Origin of the sequence: Azospirillum oryzae, assembly GCF_900177515.1 — a bacterium.
GTDB lineage: Bacteria > Pseudomonadota > Alphaproteobacteria > Azospirillales > Azospirillaceae > Azospirillum > Azospirillum oryzae_A.
The window spans coordinates 15,690-29,541 of the sequence record NZ_FXAK01000001.1; the positions used below are offsets into that span (position 1 = coordinate 15,690).

The window sequence follows — 13,852 nt, forward strand, 5'->3', positions numbered from 1 at the left end:
CCATGGGTATCATCGCTTGGATCATTCTCGGCCTGATCGCGGGCTTCATCGCCTCCAAGATCGTGAACAAGTCGGGGCAGGGTGTCATGATGGACATCGTGCTGGGGATCGTCGGCGCGCTGGTCGGCGGCTTCCTCATGAGCATCATCGGCGGTGCCGGCATCACCGGCTTCAACATCTGGAGCATTCTGGTCGCCATCTTCGGCGCCATCGTCGTCCTGTGGATTTACCACGCGGTCGCCGGCAGGCGGACGGTGGGCTGACCTGTCTCCTCAGGAAAATCCATCGCTGAAACTTGATCGGGGCTGACGATTGGACAGCTATCACAATGCTCCGTTTGCGTGGGATAAGGCTGTCAATCCATCCCCGATCGCTCGCCCGCATTGATGAACGTCCAAGCTTATCCGCTTCCTGCCGGCGCCGGGCGGCGCCGGTGAGCCCGCTGTCGGCCGGAGAGTCTCCGCCTGTCTTTTCGACCGGGGCGACAGGGATGGGTGCGCTCATGCGCGGCCATGACTGGGCGTCCACGCCGCTCGGCCCGATGGATGACTGGCCGCAGGAGCTGCGTTTCACGGTCGGCCTGATGCTGCGGTCGCGGCAGGCGATGTTCATCGGCTGGGGCCCGGACGTCACCTTCCTCTACAACGACGCCTATCTGGACATTCTGGGAGCCCGTCACCCGCAGGCGCTGGGGCGGCCGATGAGGGAGGTCTGGCCCGACGCCTGGCCGGTGGCCGGCGACTTCGTCCGCCGCGTCTATGACGGGGAGCCGTTGCGGCACGAGGATTTGCGGGTCCCGCTGGAGCGGAACGGAGCAACCGAGGACTGCTATTTCACCTTCTCCTACACGCCGATCACCGACGAGGCCGGGCGGGTCGGCGGCTTCCTCTGCATCGTCGCCGAGACAACGTCGGCAGTGGAGCGCGCGCGGGCGGAAGAGGAGATTCGGCTCGCCAACGAGCGGCTGCGGGCGCTGTTCCGGCAGGCGCCGGGCTTCATGTATGTCTGGCGCGGACCCGACCATGTCTATGAGATGGCGAACGACGCCTATTTCGACCTGATCGGCCGCCGCGACATCATCGGCAAGCCGGCGCGGGAGGCGCTGCCGGAGATCGTCGGCCAGGGATTCTTCGAGCTGGCCGATCAGGTCTATGCGACGGGCGAGCCCTTCGTCGGCGAGGGGATGCCGGCGCGAATCGCCCGGCGTCCCGGCGCGCCGCTGGAGGAGCGCTTCGTCACCTTCGTCTTCCAGCCGATCCGCGACGACCAGGGCCGGGTCATGGGCATGTTCGTCCAGGGCAGCGACGTGACGGGCATGAAGCGGACGGAGGAGGCGCTGCGCGAGAGCCAGCAGCGGCTGCACATCGCCCAGGACGCCGGCGGGGTCGGCACCTTCGAACTGCGCGTCGACGGCATGCTGGCGGTATCGCCCCAGTTCTGCCGCCTGTGGGGCATCGAGGAACGCCCGTTGGTGCGGCTGGAGGAGCTGGTCGCCCTGATCCACCCGGACGACCGGGCCAATCTGAACACGCTGCGCCCCGGACAGGTGCCGACGGATGGGGTGGGCTATGTCGAATACCGCATCAGGCGGCCGGACAGCGGGGCGGAGCGCTGGATCGCCCGGCGGGCGCAGGCCATGGCGGGGGAAAAGGATGGGGAGGCGCGGATTCTCGGCGCCTGTTACGACATCACCGACCGCAAATGCGCCGAGGACGCGTTGCGCGCCCTGAACGCGACGCTGGAGCAGCGGGTGGCGGAACGGACCGCCGACCGCGACCGCATGTGGCGGCTGTCGACCGACATCATGCTGGTGGCGCGGTTCGACGGCACGATCACCGCGGTCAATCCGGCCTGGACCACCCTGCTGGGCTGGGAGGAGGCGGAGCTGCAGGATGTGGCGTTCCTCGACTTCGTCCATCCCGACGACCTTGCGGCGACGGTGGCGGAGGCCGGCCGGCTGGAATGCGGCCTGACCACCCTGCGGTTCGAGAACCGCTATCGCCACAAGGACGGATCCTATCGCTGGATCTCCTGGACCGCGGTGCCGGACGACCGCTTCATCCATGCGGTGGGACGCGACGTTACCGCGCGCAAGGAGTCCGAGGCGGCGCTGCGCCGGGCCGAGGACCAGCTGCGCCAGGCGCAGAAGATGGAGGCGGTGGGCCAGCTGACCGGCGGCGTGGCGCACGACTTCAACAACCTGCTCCAGGCGCTCAGCAGTTGCCTGACCATGATCGGCCGCCGCAGCGCCGAGCCGAAGCTGGCGCCGCTGCTGGAGGCGGGCATGCAGGCGGTCGACCGCGGCGCCAAGCTGGTCCAGCAGCTGATGGGCTTCGCCCGCCGCGACAGCCTGCGCCCTGAGCCGATCGACGTGCGCGACCGCGTGCTCGGCATGGCCGGCCTGCTGGAACGTGCGCTCCGCGCCGACATCCGGCTGGAAACCCGTTTCGCCCCCGGCCTCCACCCCATCGAGGCGGACCCCACGCAGTTCGAGCTGGCTCTGATCAACATGGCGGTGAACGCCCGCGACGCGATGCCGGAGGGCGGCACCCTGTCCATCGCGGCGGAGAACCGGACGCTGGGTCCCGGCGATGCATCTGGGTTGGATGGGGCGGGATTGGAGGGGGAGTTCCTGCGGCTGACGGTCGCCGACACCGGAACGGGAATGACGCCGGAGGTGGCGGCGAAGGCCTTCGACCCCTTCTTCACCACCAAGGAGGTCGGCAAGGGCTCCGGCCTCGGTCTGGCGCAGGTCTATGGGCTGGCTCGGCAGGCGGGCGGCACCGTCTGGATCGAAAGCCGGCCGGGGGAGGGAACCCGCATCGTCCTGCTGCTGCGCGCCACGGCGGGGGTGCCGCGGGTGCCGGCCGTCGCCGCCGACGCGGCCCGGCCGTTCATCGCGGGCGCACGGGTTCTGATGGTGGAGGACGATCCGGTCGTCGCCTCCTCCGTCGCCGCTGCGCTGGAGGAGAGCGGCTGGACCGTTCTGCGCGCCGGCTCCGCCGACGAGGCGCTGCCGCTGCTGGCCGGCGACGAACGGATCGACCTGCTCTTTTCCGACGTGGTGATGCCGGGCCGGCTGAGCGGCATCGACCTCAGCCGCGAGGCGGCCGTCCTGCGGCCCGGCCTGCCGGTGGTGTTGACCACCGGCTACAGCGAGGAGGTGGCCCGCACCGAAGGAATCGCGGTGCTGTCGAAACCCTACCGGATCGACACGCTGCTGCAGACGCTGCACGAGGCGCTGAGGAAAATCCCCTCTCTCCCCCGGGGAGAGGGTTAGGGTGAGGGGAGCGCGCGGCGGCACTCTCCCGAAAATCCAGCATGTGCATCCCCCTCACCCCGACCCTCTCCCCGGGGTAGAGAGGGAGTATTCGCCATCGCCCGTCCCAAAGCCTCGTAGATCCGCGGGTCGCCCATCTGGGCGACGTTGAAGCGCAGAAAGCCGGATGCCGACTGCGAGACGCTGAACACGTCGCCGGGGGCGAGCACGACATTCTCGCGCAATGCCGCGCGGGCGACGTCGGCGGCGTCCCGCCCGTCCGGCAGGCCGCACCAGAGATAGAAGCCGCCGCGTGGCATCAGCCATGGCCGCAGGCCGAGGGATTCCAGCCGTGCGGCCGTCTCGCGCCGGAGCCGGGCCAGACGGCGGCGGAGACCGTCGAGGTGCTTGCGATGGCTGCCGTCGTTCAAGGTCGCGAGGATGAGTTCGGACGCGGCCGGGCTGGGGCCGCCGAAGTTCGTCGCCACCTGCAGATCGACCAGCGCCTCCACCCAGTCCGGCCGCGCCGCGATGTAGCCGCAGCGGATCGAGGCGGACAGCGTCTTGGAGAAGCTGCCGATCCGGATGACGCGGGCCAGCCCGTCGAGGGCGGCGAGGCGGGGTGACGGTTCCGGCTCGAAACCGGCGAAGATGTCGTCCTCGATGATGGTGAGGGTATCGGCGGCGGGGTCATGGGCTGCCGCGGCGCAGAGCAGCCGGTGGGCGGTCTGCGGCGTCATCGTCGCGCCGGTCGGGTTGTGCAGCGCCGAGTTGGTGATGTAGAGGCGCGGTCGGTGCGTCGCCAGCGCCTGGGCGAACAGGTCGGTGTCCGGACCGGTCCGGGTATAGGGCACGCCGACGACCCGCGCCTGATGGGCGCGCAGCAGGGCCTGGAAATTGAAGTAGCACGGGTCGTCGACCAGCACCGTGTCGCCCGGCCGCAGCAGGAAGCGGCAGATCAGGTCGATGGCCTGGGTTCCCGAGGCGGTCAGCAGGATCTGGTCGGCGCCCGCCGCCATCCCTTCGTCGGCGAACTGGCGGGCCAGCAGCCGGCGCAAGGGCAGCGATCCGCGCGTGCCGCCATAATCCGCCAGCAGGCCGTCGTCGGCGCGCGCGAGTTGGCGGATCGCCCGGCGGATCGCCGCGTTCGGCATCCAGTCGGCCGGCAGCCAGCCGCAACCCGGCTTCAGCATCTCCGCCCCGGCATCCAGCGACTGCCGCGACACCCAGAAGGGATCGATGGCGCGGTCGAGCCTCGGCTCCGCCTCCGCCAGTGCCAGCGGCGGCGTGGCGCCGCCGACATAGAAGCCGGACCCCGGCCGTGACCGGATCACGCCTTCGGCCGCCAGCCGGTCATAGGCCTCCACTACGGTCGAGGGCGACACGCCCATGGTGGCGGCGAAGCCGCGGATCGAGGGCAGCTTCTCCCCCGGCGACAGGGTGCGGCTCGCCATCCTGCGGCGGATCGCGTCCATCACCTCGGCGGTTCGCGTGCCCGTTCTGCCCGTCATGGTTCCGTCACAGGAAAGTGTATTGCTCTGTAAGCCAGTACAGTTCGGTGGAATTGTATTGGACTGTCGCTGTCTCCGCCAGGGGCCTTCGCGCTAGCATCGCGGCACGAGGTTCGGTGCAGGAAGGGAAGACGGGATGCGACGGTCGATAGCGGGACGAGGGGCGGCAGGATGGGGCAGCGGGCTGCTCGGCGTGCTCATCTTCAGCGGGTCGCTGCCGGCGACGCGGGTCGCGGTCGGCGGCTTCACGCCGCTGTTCCTGACGGCGGCGCGGGCGGTGATCGCGGCGGCCCTGGCGGCGGCGCTGCTGGCGCTGCTGCGGCAGGCACGGCCGGCGCGCCGCGACCTTCCCTCCCTCGCCATCGTGGCGCTGGGCGTCGTCGCCGGCTTTCCCCTGCTGACCGCATTGGCGCTTCAGCACATCACGTCGGCGCAGTCGATCGTCTTCATCGGCCTGCTGCCGCTCGCCACCGCCCTGTTCGGGGTGCTGCGGGCCCGGGAGCGACCACGGCCCGCCTTCTGGCTGTTCGCGACGGCGGGAAGCCTGACCGTCGCCGGCTTCGCCCTGTGGCAGGGCGGCGGCGCGTCGCTGGCCGGCGACCTGCTGATGATCCTGGCGATCCTGCTCTGCGGGCTGGGCTATGCCGAGGGGGCGGCCCTGTCGCGCCGGCTGGGCGGTTGGCAGGTGATCTCGTGGGCCTTGCTGCTGGCGCTGCCGGCAATGGCTGTGGTGGCGCTGGCGACCATGCCGGACGACTGGACCGGCATCGCGGCGCCGGCCTGGATCGGGCTCGGCTATGTCTCGGTGTTCAGCATGCTGGTGGGATTCGTTTTCTGGTATCGCGGGCTGGCGCTGGGCGGCATCGCCGGGGTCGGGCAGCTGCAGTTGCTCCAGCCCGCCTTCGGCCTGATCCTGGCCGGGCTGCTGCTGGGCGAGCCGGTGGCCTGGACGATGATCGCCGCCGCCGGGCTGGTCGTGCTGTGTGTCGCGGGGGCGAAGCGGTTCGCCTGAGCGGGGCGGCTATGCCAGTCCATGCGCCTTGACGCCGGCCATCACGACGATGACGGCGAGCAGGGCGAGGATGGTGGCCAGCCCGATCGGCAGGGCGCGGCGGTAGATCGCCCCCTCCGACCGCTCCAGTCCGACGAGGCCGGCGGCGAGCACGATGCGGCCAGGGGTGAGCATGGTGCAGATGCTGCCCGACACGGTCTGGATTGCCGCGATCAGCATCGGCGGCAGGCCGCTTTCGGCGGCGAGGCTCAGCTGGATGTGCATCATCAGGGCGTTGGAGGCGGTGTTGGAGCCGGTCAGCATCCCGGCAGCGGCGCCGAAGACCGGGCTGGCCAGAACGGCGAATCGCCCCGCCGCCTCGCGCCATGCCTCGCCGAACATCGCCGCTCCGCCGGACGCGGCCATGAAGGTGGCGAACTCGACGAAGACCAACGTCGCCGCCATCGGCACCAGGGCGGCACGCAGGGAGGCGCGGACCAGTTTTCCGGCCTCGGTCGAGGGCAAGCCGGACAGCAGGATGCCGGCGATCAGCACCAGCCACGTCGCCGGATGGCGCAGCAGCGCCAGCGGGGCGAGACCGTCGAACGGGTCGAGCACCAGCCACCGCCCGGTCCAGTCGGACAGCGGTGGCAGCAGGCGGGTGGCCATCAGTGCCGCGATCAGCAGCCCGTAGGGCCAGAGCCGCCCGACCAGATCCCGGACGCGGACGCCGCTGCGCAGCAGGCGCGGCCCCTCCACCACCAGCAACAGCAGGCCGGTCGCCAGCCCGCCGCCCAGTTCCGGCGCCACGAACAGGTTGGTGAGCCAGATCAGCCCGGCCAGACACAGGAGAAGCGCGACGTCCGACAACCGGTCGGCAAAGCCGGAGCGCAGTCCGGAGGAGTGGATCAACCCCCAGAACACCGGCAGAAGACAGGGCAGAACCACCGCCATCAGCAGGGCGCTGGCGGTTCCGAGTTCGGTGAAGGACACGCCGATCAGCTCGGCCCCGACCCGCGTGCCGACGCCCATCGCGCCCCAGGCGGCCAGCACCTGACTGAACAGGCCGAGCGCCGCCGACTGCACCGGCGGCAGCCCGATGGTGCGCAGCATGGCGAGGGCGACGACCAGCCCGATGCCGAACCCTGTCACCGACTCCGCGAAGGGGCCGACCAGGAAGCAGGCGACGAAGACGGCGCGCCGGCGGTTCTCCTGTGCGACCGCGGCGGAGCGGGCGCCGCGCGCCTCGAATGCGCGGTGGAACAGCAGTCCGGCGGCGATGATCGACATCGCGTGCCATGCCAGCCACGCGCCTTCACCCGCCTTGGCCGCCGCCATCTCCAACACCGGACCGGCCGACGGCTGGGCAGCGGCCATGGTGACGATCATCGTGACGAGCGCCAGCGCCATGCCGACGACGCCCGCCGACAGAAGGCTGACACGGCGGGAGGCAAGCAGCAGGATCGTGCCGACAAGCGGCATCATGTGGAAGGCAAGGGGCATGGTTGGGCAGACGCGTTCCGGTGGGAGAAAGCCGGCGCGTGACCCTGGCCGGGGTCAATGGATACTAATATATCTGATGCGGCGCAATCTTTCCGCGTTTGCAGCGGTGACCGCGTGCCAGGACGTCGGCTTCCGCAGGATCGTGTCGGGTTGACCCGGAAACCGCTGGGATATACGATAGGGATATACAAGGGAGGTGCGCCATGACGGTCCGGACGACCCTGTTCCAGTCCAACCGCAGTCAGGCCGTTCGCCTGCCGAAGGACGTGTCCTTTCCCGCGCATGTCCGCGAGGTGGTCATCCTGCGCGATGGCGCGCGGCGGCTGATCGTGCCGGCCGACAGCGTGTGGGACGATTTCTTCCAGTCTCCCGGCATCGCGTTCCCCGACCGCGACCAGCCGGAGATGCAGGAGCGCGAGGCGTGGTGATGCTGCGCTACATGCTGGACACCAATGTCTGCATCCGCGTCCTGCGCGACCGTCCCCAGAGTGCCCGTGTCAGGTTCAATGCGGAAGCGGACGGCCTGTGCATCTCGGCGGTGACGCTGGCGGAGCTTCTGCACGGCGCCGCCAAGTCCGACCGACCGGCCGAGAAACGCCGGGAGGTCGAACGGCTGACCGCCCGGCTCGAAGTGCTGCCCTTCGATGACGAGGCGGCCGGACATTACGGCGACATCCGGGCCGATCTGGAGCGCCGGGGCTGCGTGATCGGCCCGTATGACCTGATGATCGCCGGCCACGCGCGCAGCCGCGGGCTGGTCGTGGTCACCGGCAACCTCGGCGAGTTCGACCGTGTGGCGGGTCTGCGGTGCGAGGATTGGCTGGACGAACCGCGTGGGTTCTGACCGCCTCGCCCGACCTCAGGCCGGCGTGTCGCGGTGGATCTTGAACGGGGCCCAGGACTGGCTCACCGGCATGATCTCCACGCTGTTGATGTTGACGTGTGGGGGCAGCGAGACCACCCAGCGCACCGTCTCGGCGATGTCCTCCGGCTGCAGCGGGTTGGCCCCGGCATAGAGCGCGTCGTAGGCGTCCTTGTTGCCGCCGGTGCGCACCAGGGTGAATTCGCTTTCCGCCAGACCGGGCTCGATGGAGGTCACACGCACGCCCTGGGCCGACAGGTCGCTACGCAGGCCGAGCGAGAACTGCCGGACGAAAGCCTTGGTGCCGCCATAGACGTTGCCGCCGGGATAGGGCCAGTTGGAGGCGACGGAGGCAAGGTTGACGATCAGCCCGCGCTGCGCGATCAGCCGGGCCAGCAGCAGCCGGGTGATCGTCACCAGCCCGGTGACGTTGGTGTCGATCATCGTCCGCCACTGTTCCAGGTCGCAGTCCTGCGCCGCCGCGGTGCCGAGCGCCAGACCGGCATTGTTGACCAGGACGGAGATGTCGGCGAACTCCTGCGGCAGCGACTCCAGCGCGGTGCGGGTCGCCGCCTCGTCGCGGATGTCGAAGCACAGCGGGTGGACCACCGCCGGCCCGCCCAGCGCCTCGACCAGGGCATCCAGCCGGTCCTGGCGCCGGCCGGTGGCGACGATCCGCCAGCCCTCCGCGACCAGACGCCGGGCGATGGCATCGCCGAATCCGGAGGTGGCGCCGGTGACGATTGCGGTTTTGGAGGCAGTGTTCGACATCGCGTAATCTTTCCTCATGACGGATTCAGGCTCAGGCTTACCGCAACGATGGTCGGGGTCAAGTTCGGCCGCCGCCCCGGTCAGCTTGGCTGCGGTTCGGCCAGGAACAGCCGGTAGGCCGGGTTGCCGCTCTCGTCCCAATACGGGTATCCGAGATCGTCGAGGCAGCGCCGGAACCGCGCGCGGTCCTTTTCCGGCACCTGGATGCCGGCCAGCACCCGCCCGTAATCGGCACCATGGTTGCGGTAATGGAAGAGCGAGATGTTCCAGTCCTGCGCCAGCCCGTTCAGGAACTTCAGCAGGGCCCCCGGCCGTTCGGGGAATTGGAAGCGGTAGAGCAGTTCGTCCTTCAGCCCGCGCACCCGGCCGCCGACCATGTAGCGGACATGGAGCTTCGCCATTTCGTTGTCGCTCATGTCCAGCACCGGGCAGTCCAGGCCGCGCAGCAATTCGATGATCTGGCGCTTTTCCGCATCACCCTCGGTCAACTGGACGCCGACGAAGATCTGCGCCTCGCGGTCGTCGGCATAGCGATAGTTGAACTCGGTGATCGACCGCTTGCCGAGCGCCTGGATGAACTGCCGGTAGGCGCCGGGCCGCTCCGGGATGGTGACGGCCAGCAGCGCCTCGCGCCGTTCGCCGATCTCGGCCCGCTCGGCAATGTGGCGCAGCCGGTCGAAGTTCATGTTGGCGCCGCTGCCGATCGCCACCAGCCCCTTGCCCTGCAGCCCCTCGCGCTCCGCGTATTTCTTCAGGCCCGCCAGACCGACCGCGCCCGACGGTTCGGTGATGGCGCGGGTGTCCTCGAAGATGTCCTTGACCGCGGCGCAGATCTCGTCGGTGTTGACGGTGATGACCTCGTCCAGCAGCTCGCTGCACAGCCGGAAGGTCTCGGATCCGACCTGCCGGACGGCGACGCCGTCGGCGAACAGCCCGACCTGATCGAGCTGCACGCGCTTCCCCGCCGCGATGGCCGCGCCCATGCTGGCCGCGTCGTCGGGCTCCACCCCGATCACCTTCACGTCGGGGCGCAGGAACTTGACGTAGGCGGCCACCCCGGCGGCCAGCCCGCCGCCGCCGATCTGCACGAAGATGGCATCCAGCGGGTGCGGGTGCTGGCGCAGGATCTCCATGCCGACGGTGCCTTGGCCGGCGATCACGTCGGGGTCGTCATAGGGGTGGATGAAGGTCAGCCCCTTCTCCGCCTCAATCTGGCGGGCATGGAGATAGGCGTCGTCGAAGACGTCGCCATGCAGGACGACCTTGCCGCCGCGGCTCTTCACCGCCTGGATCTTGATGGCGGGCGTCGTGCGCGGCATGACGATCACCGCCTTGATCTCCAGCTTCTGCGCCGACAGCGCCACGCCCTGAGCGTGGTTGCCGGCCGACGCGCACACCACCCCGCGTTCCCGCACCTCCGGGGCCAAGCCGACCATCTTGTTGTAGGCGCCGCGCAGCTTGAAGGAGAAGACGGGCTGCAAGTCCTCGCGCTTCAGCAGCGCGATGTTGTTCAGGCGCTGCGACAGCCGCGGCATCGGATCGAGCGGGCTTTCGATGGCGACGTCATAGACGCGCGCGGTGAGGATCTTGCGGACATACTCGTGCATGAACATCGGCCTTCCTGAACAGGTCGCGGCGACCATAGCAAATCCCGCGCGGTCTTGCGCTAGGGAGCCTGGACCGCGCGGAAGGCGATGGGCACGGCGACGCGCATCACCTCGATGAAGCGGCGCAGGCGGGCCGGCTGGTGGCGGGAGGGCGGATAAACCAGGCTGACCGGCAGGGTCGCCGCCCGCCAGTCCGGCGCCAGCTGCACCAGCCGCCGGGCCGCCAGATCGTCCACCAACGCCCATTGCGAGCCGATGGCGGCGCCGAGTCCCAGAATCGCCGCGTTGCGGATAGCCTGCAGCCCGTCGGTGGACAGGCGCGGCCGGATGGGAAAGCGGGCCGTCTCGCCGGTTCCGGCATGGGTCAGCTCCACCTCGTCCCGGTAGAAGGTGCGCAGCGCCAGCCAGGGCAGCTCCGCCAGCTCGTCCGGATGGCGCGGCAACGGCCGGTCGCCGAGCAGGTCGGGGGAGGCGACGACGATGCGCGGCACCTCCGCCAGCCGCAGGGCGACGACCGAGGGATCCGCCACCTCGCCGACGCGGATGGCGCAGTCGATGCCCTCGCCGATGAAGTCCGGCATGCGGTCGTGCAGGTACCATTCAACCGTCATGCTCGGATAGCGGCGCAGGTAATCCGCCACCGGGCCGATCAGCTGCTGCTGCCCGAAGGCGTGCGGCGCCACGATCCGCAGATGGCCGGACGGCTGGTCGTCGGCCCCGCGCACGTCGCTTTCCAGCATCTGCCAGCCCGCCAGCAGATCCTTGGCCCGCTCGTAGCAGCGTGTGCCGTCCTCCGTCAGGTTCATCCGGTGGGTGGAGCGTTGCAACAGCCGGATGCCCAGCAGCCGCTCCAGCTGCTGCAGCCGGCGGCTGACCGTCGGCTGGGTGCTGCCCATCTGCGCCGCGGCGGCCGACAGGCTGCCGGACTCGACGATGCGGACGAAGGTCTCAAGCAGGGCGATGCGGTCGCTACCGACCGCGGAAAGATCAGCGCTCATACGTACAACGTATAGAAAATCTACACTGGGTTCGGCTACCGTTCGATCGGACCGGCCGCCATACTCCCCATCAATCACGCACTCGCACGCTCTTGAGGGGGATTAGACCGATGTCAACCATTCAATCCGCGCATGCAAGCCCGCTGGCAACACCGCTGTCGCGGGCAGCGGCGCGCGACACCGGGATCAGCCGGCCGCTGGTCTTTCTGCTGGCGGCGGGCGCCGGCCTGGCGGCGGCTTCGCTCTATTACAGCCAGCCCATGCTGGGCGTTCTCGGCGCCGACATCGGCGCGGCGGACCGGACGGTCGGCTGGGTGCCGACGCTGACGCAGCTGGGATACGCCTTCGGCATCCTGCTGCTGGCGCCGCTGGGCGACCGCTTCGACCGCCGCAACATCATCCTGGCGAAGGCGGCGGTCCTGGTCGCGGCCCTGCTGGCAGCGGGCTTCGCGCCCTCCATCGGCGGGTTGCTGGCGGCGAGCCTGGTGATGGGCCTGTCGGCGACGCTGGCGCAGGACATCGTTCCCGCCGCCGCGACGCTGGCGCCGGCCGAACATCGCGGCCGGGTGGTCGGCACGGTGATGACCGGGCTGCTGCTGGGCATCCTGCTGTCGCGGGTGGTCAGCGGTGTCATCGCCGAGCAGTTCGGCTGGCGCGCCGTGTTCGTCGCCGCCGCCGGCAGCATCGCCCTGCTGGGGGCCGCCCTGTGGCGCGGTCTGCCGCGCTTCACGCCGACGACCGATCTCGGCTATGGCGAGCTTCTGGGGTCGCTCGTCACGCTGTGGGCCGGTCATCCGGGCCTGCGCCGGGCGGCCATCGCGCAGGGGCTGCTGTCGCTGGCCTTCAGCGCCTTCTGGTCGACGCTGGCGGTGATGCTGCATGGCGCGCCGTTCCATCTGGGTGCCGCCGCCGCGGGTGCCTTCGGTCTGGCCGGCGCGGCTGGTGCGCTGGTGGCGCCGGTCGCCGGCCGCATCGCCGACCGCCGCGGTCCGGCCCTGATGACCCGGCTGGGCGCCGGTCTGGCCGTGGTTTCCTTCGCCGCCATGGCCCTGTCGCCGCTGCTGCCCGAGGGGGCCCGCCTGTGGCTGCTGGTGGCGAGCGCCGTCGGTTTCGACCTGGGCGTCCAGGCTTCGCTGATCGCCCACCAGACCATCGTCTACGGCATCGACCCGGCCGCCCGCAGCCGCCTGAACGCAGTCTTGATGGTCGGCATGTTCATCGGCATGGCCGCCGGCGCCACGCTGGGCAGTCAGGCCCTGGCCGCCTGGGGCTGGAACGGCGTGGTCGCCGTCGCCACCGCCGCCTCGGCCGCCGCGCTGGTCCTGCGGCTGGTCACCAAGTCGGATCGCTGAGCCATCCATTTTCCACGAAGACCGCAAGCCCCCCGGAGCCATGCCGCGACGCACGGCTTCGGGGGCCTTTTTCGTTGCGATTTCGTCGATTGCCGGATCCAAGGAGCATGCCTCCGCCCCCAAATGGCCGTCGCCCGCATCGTCAGCGGGGAATATGTTGAGCGATCCCGCATTTTGAAATGGGGGGCGACATGGCCGACGTGGACAAGGCATTCGCGGGGGCGATTCCGGCGATCTATGACCGCTATCTCGGCCCCCTCCTCTTCGAACCCTACGCGCGCGACATGGCGCGGCGGCTTGCGGGGATGGAGGGACGGATTCTGGAAACGGCGGCCGGAACCGGAATCGTGACGCGCGCCCTGGTCCAGACACTGCCGGCAAGCGTCGAACTCGTCGCGACGGACCTCAATCAGCCGATGCTCGACCATGCGGCCAAGAAACTGGACGCGCCGCAGGTGACATGGCAGCAGGCGAACGCGCTGAGCCTGCCCTTCGAGAGCGCCGGCTTCGATGCCCTCGTCTGCCAGTTCGGCGTGATGTTCTTTCCGGACAAATCCGCGGGTTTCGCCGAAGCGCGCCGGGTGCTGAAACCGGGCGGCCGCTTCCTGTTCAGCGTGTGGGACCGGATCGAAGACAACGAGATCGCCGGGGTCGTCAGCGCCGCCGTCGCTGCGGCCTTTCCCGATGATCCGCCCGGTTTCATGGCGCGGACGCCGCACGGCTACCATGACACCGGGCGGATCCGCGACGAACTTCAAGGAGCCGGCTTCTCCGACATCGGGATCGAGACCGTGACTCTGCGCAGCCGGGCGGAAACGCCTGCCGATCCGGCAACCGGCTTTTGCCAGGGAACGCCCATGCGCCTTGAGATCGAGGCGCGGGATGCAAGCCGTCTCGACGAAGTGACGAATCTCGCTGCCCAGGCTGTCGCCCGGCATTTCGCGGACGGCCCTATCGACGGCAAGATCCAGGCGCATGTGATAACGGCGGTGGCCTGA

General features: G+C 69.7%; 12 protein-coding genes. 7 read left to right on the forward strand and 5 right to left on the reverse strand.

Annotated elements, in window-relative coordinates:
• Positions 1-2: 2 nt before the first annotated feature.
• Both B9N97_RS00080 and B9N97_RS00085 read left to right on the forward strand, forming a co-directional pair.
• Positions 3-263, forward strand: coding sequence for a GlsB/YeaQ/YmgE family stress response membrane protein (locus tag B9N97_RS00080; RefSeq protein ID WP_085082112.1), 261 nt, complete (start codon positions 3-5; stop codon positions 261-263).
• Between the two features lie 227 nt (positions 264-490).
• A complete protein-coding gene (locus B9N97_RS00085; protein WP_208621103.1) occupies positions 491-3,280 on the forward strand; it encodes a hybrid sensor histidine kinase/response regulator in 2,790 nt (929 codons plus the stop codon).
• Here the strand turns inward: B9N97_RS00085 and B9N97_RS00090 are convergent.
• Complete coding sequence (locus tag B9N97_RS00090; protein WP_085082114.1) at positions 3,277-4,770, reverse strand: aminotransferase-like domain-containing protein; 1,494 nt, start codon at positions 4,768-4,770, stop codon at positions 3,277-3,279. The genes B9N97_RS00085 and B9N97_RS00090 overlap by 4 nt on opposite strands.
• Positions 4,771-4,906: 136 nt before the next feature.
• Here B9N97_RS00090 and B9N97_RS00095 point away from each other — a divergent pair, with 136 nt between their 5' ends.
• Entirely contained in the window at positions 4,907-5,782 is an 876-nt protein-coding gene (locus B9N97_RS00095; protein ID WP_085082115.1) for a DMT family transporter, read from the forward strand.
• 9 nt (positions 5,783-5,791) lie between these two features.
• On the opposite strand, the gene B9N97_RS00100 is transcribed toward B9N97_RS00095, so the two are convergent.
• The gene (locus B9N97_RS00100; RefSeq protein WP_085082117.1) at positions 5,792-7,264 is read right to left on the reverse strand and encodes an L-lactate permease; all 1,473 of its coding nucleotides are present in this window, start codon (positions 7,262-7,264) and stop codon (positions 5,792-5,794) included.
• A 203-nt stretch (positions 7,265-7,467) separates the two neighbouring features.
• On the opposite strand from B9N97_RS00100, the gene vapB reads away from it, so the two are divergent.
• Positions 7,468-7,692, forward strand: a complete 225-nt coding sequence (gene vapB, locus B9N97_RS00105) for a type II toxin-antitoxin system VapB family antitoxin (protein ID WP_085082118.1) — start codon at positions 7,468-7,470, stop codon at positions 7,690-7,692.
• Positions 7,692-8,108 carry a type II toxin-antitoxin system tRNA(fMet)-specific endonuclease VapC gene (gene vapC, locus B9N97_RS00110; protein WP_085082120.1) on the forward strand — a complete coding sequence of 139 codons (417 nt, stop codon included), beginning with the start codon at positions 7,692-7,694 and terminating at the stop codon, positions 8,106-8,108. The genes vapB and vapC overlap by 1 nt, the downstream gene beginning before the upstream one ends.
• A 15-nt stretch (positions 8,109-8,123) precedes the next feature.
• Here the strand turns inward: vapC and B9N97_RS00115 are convergent, their stop codons facing one another.
• The 3 genes from B9N97_RS00115 to B9N97_RS00125 form a co-directional block, all read right to left on the reverse strand.
• The gene (locus B9N97_RS00115; RefSeq protein WP_085082122.1) at positions 8,124-8,897 is read right to left on the reverse strand and encodes an SDR family NAD(P)-dependent oxidoreductase; all 774 of its coding nucleotides are present in this window, start codon (positions 8,895-8,897) and stop codon (positions 8,124-8,126) included.
• Positions 8,898-8,977: 80 nt separating this feature from the next.
• Positions 8,978-10,540 carry a threonine ammonia-lyase, biosynthetic gene (ilvA, locus tag B9N97_RS00120; RefSeq protein ID WP_085082124.1) on the reverse strand — a complete coding sequence of 521 codons (1,563 nt, stop codon included), beginning with the start codon at positions 10,538-10,540 and terminating at the stop codon, positions 8,978-8,980.
• A 23-nt stretch (positions 10,541-10,563) separates the two neighbouring features.
• Entirely contained in the window at positions 10,564-11,502 is a 939-nt protein-coding gene (locus B9N97_RS00125; RefSeq protein ID WP_085082126.1) for a LysR family transcriptional regulator, read from the reverse strand.
• 110 nt (positions 11,503-11,612) lie between these two features.
• Here B9N97_RS00125 and B9N97_RS00130 point away from each other — a divergent pair, with 110 nt between their 5' ends.
• Entirely contained in the window at positions 11,613-12,854 is a 1,242-nt protein-coding gene (locus tag B9N97_RS00130) for an MFS transporter (protein ID WP_085082128.1), read from the forward strand.
• A gap of 191 nt (positions 12,855-13,045) precedes the next feature.
• A complete protein-coding gene (locus B9N97_RS00135) occupies positions 13,046-13,852 on the forward strand; it encodes a class I SAM-dependent methyltransferase (protein WP_085083209.1) in 807 nt (268 codons plus the stop codon).

Excerpts from the sequence above, each read along its gene's own strand:
- B9N97_RS00080 (WP_085082112.1), top strand. The coding sequence starts at position 3 with ATGGGTATCATCGCTTGGATCATTCTCGGCCTGATCGCGGGCTTCATC.
- B9N97_RS00085 (WP_208621103.1), top strand. The coding sequence starts at position 491 with ATGGGTGCGCTCATGCGCGGCCATGACTGGGCGTCCACGCCGCTCGGC.
- B9N97_RS00090 (WP_085082114.1), bottom strand. The coding sequence starts at position 4,770 with ATGACGGGCAGAACGGGCACGCGAACCGCCGAGGTGATGGACGCGATC.
- B9N97_RS00095 (WP_085082115.1), top strand. The coding sequence starts at position 4,907 with ATGCGACGGTCGATAGCGGGACGAGGGGCGGCAGGATGGGGCAGCGGG.
- B9N97_RS00100 (WP_085082117.1), bottom strand. The coding sequence starts at position 7,264 with ATGCCCCTTGCCTTCCACATGATGCCGCTTGTCGGCACGATCCTGCTG.
- vapB (WP_085082118.1), top strand. The coding sequence starts at position 7,468 with ATGACGGTCCGGACGACCCTGTTCCAGTCCAACCGCAGTCAGGCCGTT.
- vapC (WP_085082120.1), top strand. The coding sequence starts at position 7,692 with ATGCTGCGCTACATGCTGGACACCAATGTCTGCATCCGCGTCCTGCGC.
- B9N97_RS00115 (WP_085082122.1), bottom strand. The coding sequence starts at position 8,897 with ATGTCGAACACTGCCTCCAAAACCGCAATCGTCACCGGCGCCACCTCC.
- ilvA (WP_085082124.1), bottom strand. The coding sequence starts at position 10,540 with ATGGTCGCCGCGACCTGTTCAGGAAGGCCGATGTTCATGCACGAGTAT.
- B9N97_RS00125 (WP_085082126.1), bottom strand. The coding sequence starts at position 11,502 with ATGAGCGCTGATCTTTCCGCGGTCGGTAGCGACCGCATCGCCCTGCTT.
- B9N97_RS00130 (WP_085082128.1), top strand. The coding sequence starts at position 11,613 with ATGTCAACCATTCAATCCGCGCATGCAAGCCCGCTGGCAACACCGCTG.
- B9N97_RS00135 (WP_085083209.1), top strand. The coding sequence starts at position 13,046 with ATGGCCGACGTGGACAAGGCATTCGCGGGGGCGATTCCGGCGATCTAT.